At 73.0% G+C, this 16,503-nt stretch carries 14 protein-coding genes; 8 read left to right on the top strand and 6 right to left on the bottom strand.

The genetic code is table 11. The features are described from left to right. Positions 1–537 precede the first annotated feature (537 nt). Both FRADC12_RS16925 and FRADC12_RS16920 read right to left on the bottom strand, forming a co-directional pair. Entirely contained in the window at positions 538–1,275 is a 738-nt protein-coding gene (locus tag FRADC12_RS16925; protein WP_045877374.1) for a phosphoglyceromutase, read from the bottom strand. 435 nt (positions 1,276–1,710) lie between these two features. Continuing rightward, positions 1,711–2,652 (bottom strand): aminotransferase class IV, encoded by a 942-nt coding sequence (locus FRADC12_RS16920; RefSeq protein WP_198152948.1) that lies wholly within the window; start codon positions 2,650–2,652, stop codon positions 1,711–1,713. Between the two features lie 238 nt (positions 2,653–2,890). Here FRADC12_RS16920 and FRADC12_RS16915 point away from each other — a divergent pair, with 238 nt between their 5' ends. The 3 genes from FRADC12_RS16915 (at position 2,891) to FRADC12_RS16905 (ending at position 6,641) form a co-directional block, all read left to right on the top strand. Further along, complete coding sequence (locus FRADC12_RS16915; RefSeq protein ID WP_045879739.1) at positions 2,891–3,346, top strand: Fur family transcriptional regulator; 456 nt, start codon at positions 2,891–2,893, stop codon at positions 3,344–3,346. Positions 3,347–3,354: 8 nt separating this feature from the next. Next, positions 3,355–4,554 carry a CAF17-like 4Fe-4S cluster assembly/insertion protein YgfZ gene (gene ygfZ, locus FRADC12_RS16910; protein ID WP_045877373.1) on the top strand — a complete coding sequence of 400 codons (1,200 nt, stop codon included), beginning with the start codon at positions 3,355–3,357 and terminating at the stop codon, positions 4,552–4,554. Positions 4,555–5,291: 737 nt separating this feature from the next. Beyond that, the gene (locus tag FRADC12_RS16905) at positions 5,292–6,641 is read left to right on the top strand and encodes an NsdA family TPR-like regulatory protein (RefSeq protein ID WP_045877372.1); all 1,350 of its coding nucleotides are present in this window, start codon (positions 5,292–5,294) and stop codon (positions 6,639–6,641) included. A 245-nt stretch (positions 6,642–6,886) separates the two neighbouring features. Here FRADC12_RS16905 and FRADC12_RS16900 read toward each other — a convergent pair whose 3' ends face one another. From FRADC12_RS16900 to FRADC12_RS16885, 4 genes are all read right to left on the bottom strand, one after another. Then, positions 6,887–8,068, bottom strand: a complete 1,182-nt coding sequence (locus FRADC12_RS16900) for an ABC transporter ATP-binding protein (RefSeq protein WP_045877371.1) — start codon at positions 8,066–8,068, stop codon at positions 6,887–6,889. After that, positions 8,065–9,477 (bottom strand): extracellular solute-binding protein, encoded by a 1,413-nt coding sequence (locus FRADC12_RS16895; protein ID WP_198152947.1) that lies wholly within the window; start codon positions 9,475–9,477, stop codon positions 8,065–8,067. The genes FRADC12_RS16900 and FRADC12_RS16895 overlap by 4 nt, the downstream gene beginning before the upstream one ends. 61 nt (positions 9,478–9,538) lie before the next feature. After that, entirely contained in the window at positions 9,539–10,408 is an 870-nt protein-coding gene (locus FRADC12_RS16890) for a carbohydrate ABC transporter permease (protein WP_045877369.1), read from the bottom strand. Beyond that, positions 10,405–11,427: a carbohydrate ABC transporter permease gene (locus tag FRADC12_RS16885; protein ID WP_045877368.1), complete on the bottom strand. Its 1,023-nt coding sequence runs from the start codon at positions 11,425–11,427 to the stop codon at positions 10,405–10,407. Before FRADC12_RS16885 ends, FRADC12_RS16890 begins: the two co-directional genes overlap by 4 nt. A gap of 180 nt (positions 11,428–11,607) precedes the next feature. Between FRADC12_RS16885 and FRADC12_RS16880 the strand changes: the two genes are divergently transcribed. From FRADC12_RS16880 to FRADC12_RS16860, 5 genes are all read left to right on the top strand, one after another. Then, on the top strand, positions 11,608–12,810 hold the full coding sequence (locus FRADC12_RS16880) for a DUF349 domain-containing protein (RefSeq protein ID WP_045877367.1): 1,203 nt from the start codon (positions 11,608–11,610) through the stop codon (positions 12,808–12,810). A gap of 319 nt (positions 12,811–13,129) precedes the next feature. Beyond that, on the top strand, positions 13,130–13,885 hold the full coding sequence (locus FRADC12_RS34055) for a helix-turn-helix domain-containing protein (protein ID WP_045877366.1): 756 nt from the start codon (positions 13,130–13,132) through the stop codon (positions 13,883–13,885). Positions 13,886–14,065: 180 nt separating this feature from the next. Then, on the top strand, positions 14,066–14,731 hold the full coding sequence (locus FRADC12_RS30040; RefSeq protein WP_084010909.1) for a hypothetical protein: 666 nt from the start codon (positions 14,066–14,068) through the stop codon (positions 14,729–14,731). A gap of 92 nt (positions 14,732–14,823) precedes the next feature. Next, a complete protein-coding gene (locus tag FRADC12_RS16865) occupies positions 14,824–15,777 on the top strand; it encodes an aldo/keto reductase (protein ID WP_198152946.1) in 954 nt (317 codons plus the stop codon). Between the two features lie 133 nt (positions 15,778–15,910). Further along, the gene (locus FRADC12_RS16860; protein ID WP_045877364.1) at positions 15,911–16,456 is read left to right on the top strand and encodes an O-acetyl-ADP-ribose deacetylase; all 546 of its coding nucleotides are present in this window, start codon (positions 15,911–15,913) and stop codon (positions 16,454–16,456) included. The last annotated feature ends 47 nt before the right edge of the window (positions 16,457–16,503 follow it).

The raw sequence follows: 16,503 nt of genomic DNA, 5'->3' as shown, positions 1-16,503 counted from the left end.
AGACACCGAGGCCGACCCCATCCAGGGTCCAGCCGACAGTCGCGTCACACTGCAGCGCGCCGCTCGCGACCGTCCGGTCAGGACGCTCCGCGCCCCGACCAGCCCTGTATCGACGGCTGGCGTAGACACCGAGGCCGACCCCATCCAGGGTCCAGCCGTGGGCCGGGTCACGCTTTTCACCGGCGGCCAGTGGGCCGATCTGGGCGGAGTAAAGCGGAGTAAAGCGGTTGGTTGGGGGTTTGGGGCAAGGTTGCCCCTTGGTTCGCTCCGTCCGGGCGCGAGCCTCCGGCACCGACCTCGCTTCGCTTCGGTCGGTACCTCCGGCTCGCGTCCTCCTCCGCGAACAGGGCTTCGCTCCGCTCGCCGGCCCAGTCCGGCCACTTCGCTTCACTCGTGGCCGGCTGGGCCGGCGGGCTACGCGGAGCCGCGGGGTCGCCTCCCGCTGGTGGCTTGCGAGCCATACCGGTCTTGTGGCTGGACCCAAATCGTTACCTAATGATCAACACCGGTCTTGAGGCGGCTTGTGCTGGTCGGCGGCTATTTCTTCTTGCCCTGGGCGGCTACCGCGGCGGCGGCGAGCTCGGCGGCGTCGGGGTCGAGGTAGGCGGACGAGATGACCTTGAGGTCGTCGTCCAGCTCGTAGCGCAGCGGGATTCCGGTGGGGATGTTCAGGGCGGCGATGTCGGCGTCGCCGATGCCGTCCAGGTGCTTGACCAGCGCGCGCAGCGAGTTGCCATGCGCCGCGACCAGCACCGTCCGCCCGGTCCGCAGGTCCGGCACGATCGCGTCGTACCAGTACGGGAGCATCCGGACGACGACGTCCTTGAGGCACTCGGTCGCCGGGATGAGATCGGGGGCGAGCTCCGCGTATCGGTCGTCGACGCCGCTCTCCCGGTCGGGCGTGATGTCCGGTGGCGGGGTGTCATAGGAGCGGCGCCAGCGCATGAACTGCTCCTCGCCGTACTTCTCCAGCGTCTCGGCCTTGTCCAGGCCCTGCAGGCCACCGTAGTGACGCTCGTTGAGCCGCCAGCTGCGCCGCACCGGGATCCAGATCCGGCCGGCGGCGTCGAGGGCCAGCCAGGCGGTGCGCATCGCGCGGGTCAGCACGGACGTGTGTACGACGTCGGGCAGCACGCCGGCCTCGCGCAGCAGCTCACCGCCGCGAGTGGCCTCCTTGACGCCCTTCTCGGACAGGTCGACGTCCACCCAGCCGGTGAACAGGTTCTTCTGGTTCCAGATGCTTTCGCCATGGCGGAGCAGGACGAGGGTCGGCATAGGCCGATCCTGCCCGCTCGGGCCGGCGCAGGGCCAGATCTCGTTTCGCTGTTTTCGGCACACTCCGGCGATCAGCCGGCCTGGAAATGCCCATCGGGGCGGTTCCGGGCCGCGGGTGGCCCGGAACGTGAAAACCCCCGGGTTGCTCCGCGCCCGCGGATGCGGTGCGCGGGCCGTCGGGACTGAACGACGGCACCCGGGGGCCCGGTGACTGCCTGGTACTCGCCGGCCGGTGCCCTCAGGGACACCAAGGAGGTGAGCACAAGGAGACCGGCACTAGCTGACAGTCACCTCACGAGTCCAACTACTACACAAGTCTGGACCACCTCCTCTCCCGTGTACCGGCGACGCTACGCGCGACCCGGGTGGCAGAGCAACGCATTTTTCGCCGGCTACCTGGACGGGGCTCGGAACCGCCCGGCCGGCGGGCGTTCGTCAGTCCAGAACGCCACGCCGGACGGCCCGCTCAAGGGCGTCACGCAAAGTGGTTCCAATTGGTCCGACGGCGCCGGACCCGATCGGCCGGCCGTCCAGCCGGACCAGCGGGGCGACGCCGCGGATGCTGGAGACGAGCATCGCCTCGTCCGCCGCCCGCAGCTCGTCGAGGGCCAGTCGCCGCTCGGCGATCCCGCCGTCGAGGCCAGCCCGCTCGGCCAGCCGAGCCACCGCGGCCACCGTCGTTCCGGCAAGCAGGCCCAGCTCGGTCGGTGGCGGTGTGCAGGCCCGGCCCGCGACGACCGCGATGACGGAGGAGGTGGTGCCCTCCAGGACCTCACCGTCGACCGAGACCCACACCGCCTCGGCGGCCCCCGCCGCCTCGGCGAACCGCTGCGCTGCCATCGGGACCGCGTAGGACAGGTGCTTGGCGCCGGGCAGCAGCCAGGGAGTGTGCCGCCGGCCCGTCGCCGTCACGCCCAGCGAGAGGGTCATCGCGTGGACACCGGTCGCTCTGGCCGCCGCGACCGTCGCCGGGACCGGTTCGAGCAGCGCGTAGACGACCGGAGCGCCGCCGCCCGGCCCGCGCGTCGCGGCGAGCCGCAGCCGCCCGTCCTGGCCGGCGTCGCGGCCTGAGCCGGTTACGGCAGAATCAGCCGGCTTGGGGGTCGGCCCGGCCCTGTAGAAGAGCTCCGTCGCCGCCCGCGCGAGCGCGCGCCAGGCGGCGGCCGGCGGGACGGCGAGCTGGAGCGCGCCGGCGGAGCAGGCCAGCCGGGCCAGGTGCTCGTCAAGCAGGAAGATCCGCCCGTCGTGGGTCCGCAGCGTCTCGAACAGCCCGTCGCCGCGCAGCACGGCGCCGTCGTCGGCCCGCAGCAGCGGGGCCGCCAGGTCATGCGGTACCGCCCGCTCGCTGTCCCAGACGACCAGCACCGACTCCGCCACGGCCACCTCCTCGTTCGTCGGCGGCCCGCCGCCGGCGCGGCCGCTCCCCCGGACCGCGTGGCGCGACCGCCTGCTGTCGTACCCGCCAGCCGGTGATCGCCACTCCGGCCCGCGCTGTGACCAACGGCGCCCGCCTAGACTTGACGGTATGCCGCCCGACGTCTATAGGCCGCACAGCCATGGATCATCCGGCCACGGTCTGCGCGGCGTGTCGCCTGACACCGCGTTGCGAGACGCCATGTCGCCAGATCACGTGGCTGGCAACGAGTCGGGCGAGGACTGGCAGGTCCGGCTGCGCGGCCGGGGGTACCGGCTCACCCCGCAGCGCCAGCTCGTGCTGGAGGCGGTCGCGAAGCTGGGACACGCGACGCCGGAAGCGATCGTCACCGAGGTCCGCCGGACCGCCACCGCCGTGAACATCTCGACCGTCTACCGCACGCTCGACCTGCTGGAAGACCTCGGGCTGGTCTCCCATGCGCACCTCACCCACGGGGCCCCGACCTATCACGTCACCGGCCACGACCGGCATATCCACCTGGTCTGCGGCGGGTGCGGCGCGATCAGCGAGCTGTCCCCGGACCGACTGGCCGGCCTGGTCGACGACCTGCGCCGGGAGCTCGGCTTCACGGTGAACGTCGACCACGTGGCGCTGGCCGGCCGATGCGCGGACTGTTCTGCCCACGGTGAGGGTTGACTAGTGGCATGAGCGACGCCGCCACCGCCTCGGACCCGACCGCCACCGCCGGCTACCGGTCACCGTTGCTCGACCTGCCCGGCGCGGTCGCGGCCGACGGGGCCGACGCGGGGGTGGCCGCGCACTACGGCGACCCGCTGCGGGAGCAGCGCCTGGCCTCGACCGGCGCGGTGCTGGTGGACCGGTCGCACCGCGGCGTCGTGCGGGTCACCGGGCCGGACCGGCTGACCTGGCTGCACAGCCTGACTTCCCAGCACCTGAGCGCGCTGCGCCCGATGCGCGGCACCGAGGCGCTGCTGCTGTCCCCGCACGGTCACGTCGAACATCATCTGGTGCTCGCCGACGACGGCCAGACGACCTGGATCGACGTCGAGCCGGGCGGTGCCGCCTCCCTCGGCGACGATCAGCCCGGCGGCGCGGCCACGCTGACCCGCTTCCTGGAGTCGATGCGTTTCCTGCTCCGAGTCGAGCCGGCGGACGTGACGGCGACGACGGCCGTGCTGTCGCTGGTTGGCCCCGAGGCCGCGGCGACGGTCACCCGGGCGCTGGGGGGCGACGAGGCGGACGTGCCGGCCGACTGGGCCGCGCCGACGGGCGACGGCGCGGCGGGGCTGCCGGCCGAGGCGGGCCGCTACCCGGTCGCACGGTTCGGACCGGACGTGCTGGCCCGCCGGATGCCCTACGGCGCCGATCTGCTGGTCGCGCGATCCGCACTCGTCACGGTCGCACAGCGGCTGCTCGCCGCCGGCGCGACGGCGGCCGGGGTCGACGCGTTCGAGGCGATCCGGATCGCCGCCCACCGCCCCCGGCTCGGTGCCGACACGGACCACCGCACGATCCCGCACGAGGTCGGCTGGCTCACCGGCGCCGTGCACCTGGACAAGGGCTGCTACCGGGGCCAGGAGACGGTGGCCCGGGTACACAACCTCGGCCGGCCCCCACGCCGGCTGGTGCTGTTGCACCTGGACGGGGCGGCCGCCGCGCCCGGGTCGCCGGTGGTGACCGGCGGCCGGCAGGTCGGCTTCGTCGGCTCCTCCCGCGTACACGCCGAGCTGGGCCCGGTGGCGCTGGCGATGGTCAAGCGCTCCGTCGCGGATGACGCTCCGCTCGTCGTCAACGACCAGGACGGCCACGAGGTCGCCGCCCAGATCGATCCCTGCTCCGGCCCGGTCCGGCCGGATCGGCCCGCCGGCCACCTGCTGCGCTAGCCGGCTCCCGCGGCAGTGCCCGGCGCGGCCTCGAACCTCGCCGGGTGGCCGGGCGTCGGCCCGATGGGCCCGCCGCTGCCCGTCACGATCCGTGTCCGACGGCGGTCACGTAGCGGCGTGGCGGCCGGCTTTTCCACCGTGCGGCCGGCCTCCGATCCTCGCCTTCCATGTACGGATCCGCCGGTTTTTTTGGGTCGTACACGGCCCTTGTGGCTCACGAGTGCCAGTCAGGTCGGCGCCAGGATCAAGCTGGTCTTCGGACCCGGCGCACTTCGCCCGGCCGACTGCACACCCACACCGTCGCGGCCTGGTTCCGCCCCCGATGTCACCCCTGCCGCCATCCTGGCTGATCAGGGCCCAGATGGCCGGCGCGGCCGGGCCTACGCCGACGGCGGCGATTGTCCGGGGGTGTGCAATCGAGGGCCACGAGTGGGCCACTTGTGGCCTCAATGCACGCAACGCACTGCGGTCAACACTATCGATGGCAGATGTCGCGACATAGCGTTGCCATGCGCCTACGAAACGTTCGTCAGGCGACACGCAGTGACCGCCACCGGGTTGTGGAGCGCTAGCGGACCCGCGAAAAGCAGGCCCGCGGGGGGCGGTCGCACAGGGAGCGGTGGGCCAAGGATGTCCCGCCGACATCCCGGCCGGTCCCAGCGGGACTGGCGGGGACCCTGCCCCTGACCCGGCTGTCGCCACGGATATCTGTGCACGCAATCCGGAGGAGATCGTCGATGCTGACGGAGAACGCCCAGGCCTGCGCACACCCATTGGCCTTCGTCCGTGCCCAACGGGGCTGGTCGTATCAGAAGCTCGCCCGTGTCGTCGCCAAGCGGGCGCGTGACCTGGGCGTGGCCAACATGGCGGCCGAGCGGCAGAAGGTGTGGCGCTGGGAGCACCGTGGCGTCGTCCCGGACCGGGTGTCCCAGCTCGCCCTGGCCACCGAGCTGGGGGTGCCGACCGAGCGGCTGGAGTCCCACCCCTGGCCGTCCTGGCTGCCCACGGGCGACAACGTCCGCACCGACTACCCGTGGACGCAGGCCGGCAGTCTCAGCGCCCTCACCGACGTCGTGCAGGACGCCCTCACCGACCGCAGGGGGTTCCTGACGATCACCGGGTCAGGCGTCGCCGTGCTGGCCGGCGAGTGGCTCGGCCTGGAGCCCGCGCACCTCGCCGGCGCGCTCGACGGCGGCCTCGTTGACGAGCAGATCGTGCACCGGATCGCGCACAACATCCCGGGCCTGCGGGTGATGGACGACCGCCTCGGTGGCGAGAGCGTCCGCCGCCTGGTCGACGCCGAGCTGGGCGTTGTCACCCAGCTGCTCTCCCGCAGCCGCTACTCGGAGCGGATCGGCCGCCAGCTGCACGTCGTCGCGGCGGAGCTGGCCCGGTTCGCCGGCTGGGTCTCGTTCGACGCCGGCTACCAGACCGCGGCCCAGCGGTACTGGGTGACCGCACTGCACGCGGCGCACGTCGGCGGCGACCGGCTGCTCGGCGCCAACGTGCTGAAGAACATGTCGTTGCAGTGCGTCGACTTCTCCCGTCCGGCCGAGGCGATCGAGCTGGCCGACGCCGCCGTGCGCACGGCGGCCGGCGCCAGCGGCCGGGTCGGCGCGATGCTGCACATGCGGATGGCCCGCGCGCACGCGGCGCTCGGCGACCAGGTCTCCTGCATGCGGGAGCTGGGCATCGCCGAGGCGGCGTTCAGCCACGCGAAGGCGCAGGACCCGCCGTGGGCCGTCTACTTCGACGAGGCCGAGTTCCAGGCGCAGGTCGGCTGCTGCTACATCGACCTCGGACACCTCCCGTCCGCCGACCGCTGGCTCGGCCAGGCGCTGCTCGCCCACCCGGCCCAGAAGGTCCGCGACCACGCCACCTACCTGCTGCGCCGGGCCGGCGTGCAGATCGACCTGGGCAACCTCGACAACGGCTGCGCCCTGGCCACCGAGTCGATCCCGCTGCTGACCGCGACCCGGTCCCGGCGCAACGCCCGGCGCGCCGACGAGGTCCGCCGCCGGCTGCGCCGCCACACCGCCGTCCCAGCCGCGCGCGACCTCGACCAGCAGCTCGCCGAGCTGGTCTGACCGGCCGTCCGGCCAACCCGCGGCCCGAGTGGTCCGGCGGCCCGAGCGGCCGGGCCACGGGGCCGCGGCCTGCCGCCAGAGCCGGCGACCACGCGAGGACTCGCCCGAGCTCCTCGCTGCCTCCGGCCTGCCCGCACGTCCCCACCGGCTCGCGGACCGACACCTCCGTTGCCCACCACCCGGTGCGAGCGCGAGCCGGTGGGGACCTCTTTCTGACCGGCGGCTCGGGGCGATCCGCGGAAGCCCTACCGGCGCGCCGGGAGCAGCGCCCCGTCCGAGGCGAAGAACGCGCAGGCTGCGGCCCGGGCGGCCAGGGTGACGGACGCGCCAGGCTGGGCGGAACTGCCGGTCGGGACGCGGACGGCCACGGGGCCGGCCACGGTCTGGACGTAGATGACACGTTCGGCGCCCAGGCGTTCGGAGACCACGACAGTGCCGTCCAGCCGCAGGGTGCCGTCGGCGGGCGCCGCGCCGTCGTCGACACCCGCGCCGTCGCCGAGCGGCGCGACGGCGCCGGGCGCCGGCTCGGCCGAGGCCAACGTCAGCCCTTCCGGGCGGACGCCGACGGCCGACGCTCCGGCCGGGGCCGCGACGGCGAATCCAGCACCGCGCAGGACGCCGCCGGCGAGGGTGCCGTCCAGGACGTTCATGGGTGGGCTACCGACGAAGGTGGCCACGAACCGGGTCGCTGGACGGTCGTAGACCTCGTCGGGGGTGCCGAGCTGCTCGAGGCGGCCGGCATTGAGGACCGCGACCCGGTCGCCGACCGCCATCGCCTCGGCCTGGTCATGGGTGACGAACAGGGCCGTGGACCCGAGCCGGCGCAACAGCGCGACGATCTCCACCCGCAGCTCGACCCGCAGCTTGGCGTCCAGGCCCGACATCGGCTCGTCGAGCAGCACGACCCGGGACTGCCGCGCCAGCGCCCGGCCGATCGCGACCCGCTGGCGCTGGCCGCCGGACATCTGGGCGGGGCGCCGATCGGCCAGCGCGCCGATGCCGAGCATGTCCAGCGTCTCGCGGGCCCGCGCCACGGCCGCCTTCTTGGGCTGCCGGCGGCCGTAGCGCAGCGCGAGCGTCAGGTTGTCCAGCGCTGAGAGGTGCGGGTAGAGCGCGTAGTGCTGGAACACCAGGGAGACGTCCCGCTGGTGCGGGGCGATGCCGGCCTGGTCCACGCCGGCGAACAGCAACTGGCCGGCGGAGGCCGCCTCCAGGCCAGCGCAGATCCGCAGCAGGGTCGACTTTCCCGAGCCGGACGGGCCGAGCAGCGCGACGATCTCGCCGGGCCGCACCGACATGCTCACGTCGTCGAGCGCCCTGACCGAGCCGAAGTCCCGGCCCAGGCCCACCATCTCGATCGGCACCCCGGCCGTCTCGCCGGGGGTGATGGCGCCGTCGGGCCGCGCGGCCACGTCCGTGCCGGTCATGACGCGGTCAGCTGTGTCGCCGTCGCCTGGGCGTCACGCATGGCCGTCGCCGGGCCGGTGCCCTTCATCACGTGGATCACCTGGTCGGTGAGTGCCTGCGGCACCTCGCCGCCGCGGGTGCCCGGCCAGGCCGGCGCCGGCCGCAGGAAGTCACCGAGGCCCTTGAACTGCACCAGCTCGGGGTACTGCTGGTAAAAGCCGGCCAGCTCGGTGGCGGCAGCGGTGTCGACCGGAAGGTAGCTGACCGCCTCGACGCTGGCGGCCACGACGTCCGGGGCCAGCATCGCGACCACCAGCTCGGTGGCCATCTCCTTCTGGCACTTGTCGGTGGCGAGCACGGTCAGCGCGTTGCCACCGGCGATTGGGAGGTTCTTGCCGCCGGGCAGCGTCGGGAAGGGCATCACGCCGAACTTGAAGCCCTTCGCCCCCTGGCTCTGGATGTACTTGATGCCGGCCCCGATCGAGGCGATGGTCGCCCCGACCATCGCGGTCTGCTTCTGGATGCCGAACCTCAGCAGGCCGCCCTGCGTCGGGTCGTCGGACTGCGGGCCGAAGGCGCCGGCCTTGCCGAGGAACTGCGCCGCCGCGACGACGTCGGGCGCCGTCAGGTTCGGCGTGCCGTTCGCGTTCTGGATCAGGGTGCCCTTGGAGCTCGCGAGCGTGCTGAGGTACCACTGGCCGAACTGCTGGCCGGTGGGCAGGTCGATCGGCTGGATGCTCGGGTCAGCCGCCTTGATCTTGGCGGCGGCGGCGAGCACGCCGTCGGTCGTCGCCAGCGTCTTCGGGTCGACACCGGCCTTGGCCAGGACGTCCGCGTTGTACGCCAGCACCGGCATCGAGACCTGGTCCGGGATGCCGATCTGCTTGCCGCCCACCTGGCCGAGCTTGAGGAAACGCTGGTCGTAGGTGCTGCGCAGCAGCGACGCTGGCAGCTCCTGGGCGCCCAGCTGCTTGGCGAACACCGGCAGCAGGTCGAAGCCGGCGACGGCGACGTCGGTCTGCTTGCCGGCGGCCCTGTCCGCCGAGATCTGCTGGACCAGCTGGACGTAGTCGCCCGCCGTGGAGTTGAGCTGGACGGTCAGGCCGGGGTGGGCCTTCTCCATGTACAGCTTCGCGGACTTGGCGACGTCCGAGAGCTGCGCGACGCCGTAGAAGGACAGCGTCTTGACCTTGCTGGCGCACTCGGGGGACGCGGTCGCGCCGTTGACCCCGTTCACGCCGGCGCTCGCTGCCCGGGCCGTCGGCCGCAGATCGGGGACGCCGGAGCTGCCGCCACCGCCGCAGGCCGCGGCGGAGATCGCCAGGGCGACCGCGGCACCCAGGAGCGGCAGCGTCACGCGCAGGCCCACCACTCGGCCGCGCGGGCGCGGGCGCGCGCCGCGCCCGCCAGAGGAGTCGTTGCGGATCACGGCTTTTCCTTCCACGGCCCCGGGGGCGCGACGGTCGTAGCTGGTCGGGTGCGCGGCGGGCTCAGCCACCCACACCGGTGCCGGTGAGGCCCGAGGTGAGGCGGCGCTGGGCGATGAAGAAGACGACGAGGGTGGGCAGGCTGACCACCAGCGCGCCGGCGGCGAGCTCGGCGAAGTCCGGGAGGCCGTACTTGGGCGAGGCGAGCATGGTGGCCAGGGCCAGCGGCGGCGTGGCGATCTCGGGCGAGCGGGCCTCCAGCACCGGCCAGAGGTACTCGTTGAAGGACAGCAGGAAGCTGAACACCGAGACGGTGGCGATCGCCGGCATCGACAGCGGCACCACGATGGTCCGCAGCGTCCGCAGCGGGCCAAGACCGTCCATCCGAGCCGCTTCCAGCACCGAGACCGGAATTGTCGTCATGTACTGGCGCAACAGAAAGATCGCGGCAGCACTCGTCATGAACGGCAGTACCAGCCCGACGCGGGTGTTTGACAGCCCCAGGGCCGAGATCGTCACGTAGTTCGGGATGGCGGTCACCTGGCTCGGGATGAGCAGCGTGGCGAGCACCACGGCGAACACCGCGGCCCGGCCCCGGAACGGCAGCCAGGCGAACACGTAGGCGGCAGGAACGGCCGTCAGCAGTTGCAGCACCACGATCGCCAGGCTGACCCCGATCCCGGTGAGCAGCGCCCGGCCGAGGTGGCCGTCAGCCCAGGCCCGTTGGAACGCGTCGAAGCTGACCGACTGGGGAATCGGGTTCGACGTCAGCTGGAAGGCGGACTGGGACGGCCCGAACGCCGTGCGCACCATCCAGACGAACGGCAGCAGCGCGAAGAAGACGCCCAGCGCGAGAATCACCGACCGACCGGCGAAGCCGGCGGCTCGACCGCCGCCCCGGGCGGCCGTCGGAGTCGCTGACGGCTGGCTCATCCGGACACCGCCGCCGCGCCGCCGGACACTGCTGCCTTACCGGGCCCAGTGCCGCGGCTCACCAGCGCGGCGCCGGCCGCGCTGTCGACGGCCAGGTCCGCGCCGCCGCCGTCAGCCCGAGCGGCTCGGGCCCGAGCCCGCCGGCCCAGGACCGAGCCCAGTACGCCGATCAGCACGATGGCCAGGATCAGCAACAGCGCGATCGCGGAGGCGTAGCCGATCCGGAACGAGCCCGTGAAGCCGACCTCGAAGATGTAGTAGACGATCGTCGCGCTGGACCGGAACGGCCCGCCCTTCGTCAGCACCGCCACCGTCTCGAAGGTCTGCAGCGTCAGGATCGTCGTGAGAACGCCGAGGAAGACGGTGGTGGGCGCGAGCAGCGGCAGGGTGATGTGCCGCAGCCGGGCGAACCCCCGGATGCCGTCGACGTCGGCCGCCTCGTAGACAGACGCCGGAATCGCCGTCAGGCCCGCCAGGTAGACCACGAACACGAAGCTGGTGAGGCGCCAGCCGCCGACCAGTGCCACCACCGGCAGCGAGGTCGACGTGTCGCCCAGCCAGTTCTGCGGGTGGACGCCGAACCAGCCGACGACCGTGTTCGCCAGGCCCTGCGGGCTCGGATCGAACATGTAGGCGAAGACGAGCGAGATGGCGACCAGGTTCGCGCTGACCGGCAGGAACAGGGCGAGCCGCAGCATGCCGCGCCCCCGGGCGACCTTCTGGGTGGCGAGCGCGAGTGCCAACCCGACGAGGACCGCCGGGATCACGGTCAGCGCGCAGTACTCCAGCGTGTTGACAACCGTCTTCCCCAGATCCGGGTCGTGGAAGGCCTCGCGTAGATTCGCGGTGCCGACCCAGTGGAAGCTCGGGCCGGTCAGGGTCTTGTCGGTGCCGGCGGCGAAAGCGGAGACCAGCGCCGGGCCGAGCACGAACACTCCCAGCCCGAGCAGCGCAGGGAACAGCAGCGCTCCGGCCCGCCAACCGGCCGTAGCGTTGCCCGCCGGCGTCCCTCTTGCCATGGTTACGCATCTTGGCCCGCGACGCGCCACCTGCCTAGGAGCACGGCTGACGAGCAAGTGAACTCAACCAAACTGTCCGGTGACGGCTACCTGGTTGTCACCGGATCTGCGTCAGGGATCCCACTGGGGCCCGATGCCTGCAAGAATGACAGGCAACCTGATGTCGATCTTGGGATTGCGATGAGTGACGGGACCGGCTCCGAGTGGGGACGAGTCGCCGACGACGGCACCGTCTATGTACGGACGTCCGAGGGCGAGCGCGCTGTCGGCTCGTGGCGGGCCGGCAGCCCTGATGAGGGGCTCGCGCACTTCGTGCGCCGCTACGACGACCTTTCCGCCGAGGTGGAACTGCTCGAGAAGCGCGTGACGATCGCCGGGGTCGACCCGGTGGGGATCGCCTCCAGCGCACAGCGGCTACTGGACGGGCTGCCGAGCGCGGCCGTCGTCGGCGACCTCGACGCGCTGCGCGGCCGGCTGGACGCGCTGCTCGGCGTGACCGAGAGCCGCAAGTCGCAGGTGCAGGCCGAACGGGCCGCGCGCACCGCGCAGGCGGTCGCCGCCAAGGAGGAGCTGGTCGCCGAGGCCGAACGGCTGGCGAAGAGCTCGGACTGGAAGGCGGTCAGCGAGCGGTTCCGGGTGATCGGCGAGGAGTTCCGCGCCATCACCGGCGTCGACAAGCGGACCGACTCCGGCCTGTGGCGGCGGATCGCCGCCGCGCGCGAGGAGTTCGCCCGCCGGCGCACGGCGCACTTCGCCGCGCTCGACACCCAGCGGGCCAAGTCGAAGGAGCGCAAGGAGGCGCTCATCGCCGAGGCCGAGTCGCTGGCGGACTCGACCGACTGGGGCGCCACCAGCACCCGCTTCCGCGCACTGATGGCCGACTGGAAGACCGCCGGCCGGGCCGCCAAGGACGTCGACGACGAGCTGTGGGCCCGGTTCCGCGCCGCGCAGGACACGTTCTTCAGCCGGCGCAACGCGGTGAACGCCGAGCGGGACGCGGAGGCCCGGGCCAACCAGACCGCCAAGGAGGCGCTGCTGGCCGAGGCGGCCGCGCTCGACTCCGCCGAGGCCGAGCGATCGCTGCGCAAGCTGCGCGAGATCCAGGAGCGCTGGGACGCGATCGGTCGGGTACCACGCGAGGCGGTCGGCCAGCTGGAGCGTCAGCTGGCCACGATCAGCGACCGGATCCGCGAGGCCAACGACGCCCGCTTCTCCCGCAACGACACCGAGACCTCGCCGTTCGTCGCCAAGCTCCGCGAGTCGGTCAGCCGGCTGGAGGAGAAGCTGGAGAAGGCGAAGGCCTCCGGCCGGACGAAGGACGTCGCCAAGGTCGAGGCGGACCTCGCGACCCAACGCGCCTGGCTCGCCCAGGCCGAGCGTTAGCCGCCAGCGCCCGTCGTCCCGGCGGTCGAGATGTCACGCCGCCGGGACGACCGAACCTCGAATCCCGGCCGGCCGCAGGCGGATCCGCTGGTCCCGGTACCGGAAGGCCGGGCGGCGAACCCATCGCGGGCAGGTACGACACGGGGCACATGTGCTAACTGCCCGCTTGCCAGAGTTAGCACCTTGACGTAGCGTCGCCATAGTCCAGCCGGTGTGGCACCGTCACCATACGTCACCAGACGACTAGGCGAGAGCGACAGTCGCGCTCGCCGAAGACGAGCGCGACGAGGCGGAACGTGGACGAAGGGAGGTATAGCCCGTGGCGGCCCTGCATGTCCGCGAGCTCGGCGACTACATCCGGGACCAGCGGCGTGCCGCGCACATCTCGTTGCGCCAGCTCGCCCAGCAGGCCGGGGTGAGCAACCCGTACCTCAGCCAGATCGAGCGCGGCCTGCGCAAGCCGTCGGCGGAGATCCTGCAGCAGATCGCCAAGGCGCTGCGTATCTCGGCCGAGGTCCTGTACGTGCAGGCCGGGATCCTCGAGGAGCGGGAGGGCGGCGAGGACGTGCACGCGGCTGTGCTCGCCGACGAGGTGCTCACCGCCCGGCAGAAGCAGGTCATCCTCGACATCTACGACGCGTTCCGCCGGGAGAACGCGGCGGCGGAGGATCTGGCCGCCAGCACGGTGACCGCGGGCGACGAGGCCGTCGCGCCAGCCCCGGCCGCCGAGACACCACCGGCGAAGGCCGAGCCGGCTCCGGTAGCGACCCGTCGCCGTACTTCGCCGGCCGCCGCCGAAACCGGCGGCACCACCGGAAACGGCACCACCGAGCCGGCGGTGACACGGCGGCCCGCGGCCCGCCGGCCGCCACGCGCGGCGGCCACCGCCGAGCCGGGAGAGACTGCGGGCAGGGCGCCACGACGGGCCACCACGACCCGGCGGACGACGACGCGGCGCGCCACGACCGCGGGCCCGGACCCCGCGAAGCCTGCCGCGCGGGCGTCATCGGACGCGCCCGCCGGCGTCCCGGCCGGATCAGTGCAGCCGGACCAGGCGTCCACGTCCGAGCCCTAGCACCAGCGGGCCGCGGCGGATGTCCCCCGCGGCTGCCGACGCGGGCGGCCAACCCCGACCGCGGCACAACACATCACGGTGTGTCCCGACTGACCCTGAAGGCGGTGCACCGCGCCCAGGACGACCACCGAAACACACGCACGCGGAGGGGCCGCCGGCCCCAGCCGCGGAGGAGGCCAGATGGCTACCGACCGACCCGCCACGCCGAGGACCCGGCGCACCAGCAGCACCGCGGCCGACAAGGCGCCCACGACACGCGCCCCCCGCACCCCGCGCGCCACCTCCAGCGGTTCCGCTACCCGAGCCACCACCACCCGGGCCAGCGCCGCGACCCGGGCCAGCGCCGCCCGCACCTCGACGGCCTCGTCCGCCGGACCGGCCGCGCGGACCGCCCCGACCCAGCGGCGCGCGCCGATGACCGAGATGGCCAAGCCACTGTTCGCGTACGTGGGCGCCGCCGACCTCGCGGTCGAGAAGCTGCGGACGCTGCCCGCGACCGCTGGCACCGAGGTGCGGCGGCTGTCGGACCGCGTCGGCGAGCTGACCGTCGAGGCCGTCAAGGTCCCGACCCAGGTCAGCACGACGGTCCGCGGCCTGCCGGAGACCGTCGGCGCACAGCTGTCCGGCCTGCAGGGCCGGGCCACCCAGCTCTACAACGCCTGGGCGCACCGGGGCGAGCAGCGGGTCACCGAGATCCGGCGCAACCCGGCGACCGAGGAAGCCTTCACCCGGACGAAGACCGCGGTCAGCCGGACCAGGGCGGCCAGCACCTCGGCCCGCCGCGCCGCTGACGCCGTCGGCAAGGCAGCCGTGAGCCAGGCACCGATAGGCCGGCGCGGCCGGTAGCGCCGCCCACCCGGCGCGACGGACGAACGGCCTGGACCACGAGCCCTGGACCCGCGTTCCCGGGCTCGTGGTCCGGGTGTTGTATGGCGGATATGCGCTACCGTCCCCTCGGCAACTCAGGCCTGCTCGTCTCCGTCGTCGGTCTTGGCTGCAACAACTTCGGGTCGAGGGTCGACCTCAACGGCACCCGGGCCGTGGTCGACGCCGCGATCGAGTCCGGCATCAGCCTGTTCGACACGGCCGACACCTACGGCAACAAGGGCGGCTCGGAGACGCTGCTCGGGCACGTGCTGCGGTCCCGCCGCGACGAGATCGTGCTCGCCACCAAGTTCGGCAACGACATGGGTGGCGTCTACGGCCCGGACTACGGTGCCCGCGCCTCGCGCCGGTACATCCGCAAGGCCGTCGAAGGATCGCTGTCCAGGCTGCAGACCGACTACATCGACCTCTACCAGCTGCACAACCTCGACGGCGTCACCCCGATCGAGGAGACGCTCGAGGCGCTCGACGAGCTGGTGAAGGAAGGCAAGGTCCGCTACGTCGGGTCCTGCAACCTTGACGGCTGGCAGGTCGCGGACGCCGAGTGGACGGCCCGGGCGTCGAACCGCACCCGGTTCGTCTCGGCTCAGAACCACTACAACCTGCTGGAACGCTCGGTCGAGGCCGAGCTGGTCCCGGCGACGCTCAGGTACGGGATCGGCATCCTGCCGTATTCCCCGCTGGCGAACGGCATCCTGACCGGCAAGTACATCCGGGACGAGCAGCCGGCTCCTGGCACCCGGCTGGCCGGCCGCCAGGATGAGCTGACCGACGAGGTCTTCGACGCGGTCGAGGCGCTGGAGACGTTTGCCCGGGAGCGGGATCGCTCGCTGCTCGACGTCGCGATCGGTGGCCTGGCCGCGCAGCCGGGGGTCACCTCGGTGATCGCCGGCGCCACCAGCGCCGCCCAGGTACGGGCGAACGCCGTCGCGGGCGCCTGGGTGCCCCGCCCCGACGATCTCGCCGTCCTCGACAAGATCGTCCCCACCCTCCACCCCAGAGGCTGATCCGGCCCGAAGCTCACAGCGCGCGCCCGCGGCTTGTTCGGCGGAAAGGGCAATGCCGTGGGCGCGGCGCGGTACTAGCGTGCCCAGGTGACGGGACGGGAAGCCACTCCGTCTGGGTGAGGGGAGGCCGCTGATGCCGCCGACGACCACCATCACGCTCGTACGCGGGGACATCACCACCCAGCACGTCGACGCGGTCGTCAACGCCGCCAACTCGTCGCTGCTGGGCGGCGGCGGAGTCGACGGGGCCATCCACCGAGCCGGCGGCCCGGCGATCCTGGCGGCCTGCCGGCGGCTGCGGGACACCGCCTTCCCCGCGGGCCTGCCCGCGGGCGGCGCCGTGGCGACGGTCGCCGGACGGCTGCCGGCGAAGCACGTGATCCACGTCGTCGGCCCGGGCTACCGGCGCGACGAGGATCGGTCGGCTGTGCTGCGGTCCTGCTACGTCGAGGCCCTGCGCGTCGCGGACGACGTGGGCGCCCGGACGGTGGCGTTTCCGGCTGTCAGCGCGGGCGCGTACGGCTGGCCACTTGACGACGCGGCGCGCATCGCCGTCGTCGCCGTGCACGAGACAGTGTCCTCGGTCCAGGAGGCGCGCTTCGTGCTCTTCGACGACCACGCCCTGCGCGCCTTCGAGGCCGCCCACGCCCTGTTGCCCGCCGGGCCGGCCGAGCTCTGACGCCTCCCCGGTTCCGTCGATCTCGCCGGCCGGGCAGCCGACGGGTG

It is taken from the genome of Pseudofrankia sp. DC12 (assembly GCF_000966285.1).
Classification (GTDB): Bacteria; Actinomycetota; Actinomycetes; order Frankiales; family Frankiaceae; genus Pseudofrankia.
This window is presented reverse-complemented; position numbering and strand designations above follow the sequence as displayed.

Bases quoted from the DNA above. Each gene is read 5' to 3' on its own strand.
- FRADC12_RS16925 (WP_045877374.1), bottom strand. From the start codon at position 1,275: ATGCCGACCCTCGTCCTGCTCCGCCATGGCGAAAGCATCTGGAACCAG.
- FRADC12_RS16915 (WP_045879739.1), top strand. From the start codon at position 2,891: ATGTCGCCAGATCACGTGGCTGGCAACGAGTCGGGCGAGGACTGGCAG.
- ygfZ (WP_045877373.1), top strand. From the start codon at position 3,355: ATGAGCGACGCCGCCACCGCCTCGGACCCGACCGCCACCGCCGGCTAC.
- FRADC12_RS16905 (WP_045877372.1), top strand. From the start codon at position 5,292: ATGCTGACGGAGAACGCCCAGGCCTGCGCACACCCATTGGCCTTCGTC.
- FRADC12_RS16900 (WP_045877371.1), bottom strand. From the start codon at position 8,068: ATGACCGGCACGGACGTGGCCGCGCGGCCCGACGGCGCCATCACCCCC.
- FRADC12_RS16890 (WP_045877369.1), bottom strand. From the start codon at position 10,408: ATGAGCCAGCCGTCAGCGACTCCGACGGCCGCCCGGGGCGGCGGTCGA.
- FRADC12_RS16885 (WP_045877368.1), bottom strand. From the start codon at position 11,427: ATGGCAAGAGGGACGCCGGCGGGCAACGCTACGGCCGGTTGGCGGGCC.
- FRADC12_RS16880 (WP_045877367.1), top strand. From the start codon at position 11,608: ATGAGTGACGGGACCGGCTCCGAGTGGGGACGAGTCGCCGACGACGGC.
- FRADC12_RS30040 (WP_084010909.1), top strand. From the start codon at position 14,066: ATGGCTACCGACCGACCCGCCACGCCGAGGACCCGGCGCACCAGCAGC.
- FRADC12_RS16865 (WP_198152946.1), top strand. From the start codon at position 14,824: ATGCGCTACCGTCCCCTCGGCAACTCAGGCCTGCTCGTCTCCGTCGTC.
- FRADC12_RS16860 (WP_045877364.1), top strand. From the start codon at position 15,911: ATGCCGCCGACGACCACCATCACGCTCGTACGCGGGGACATCACCACC.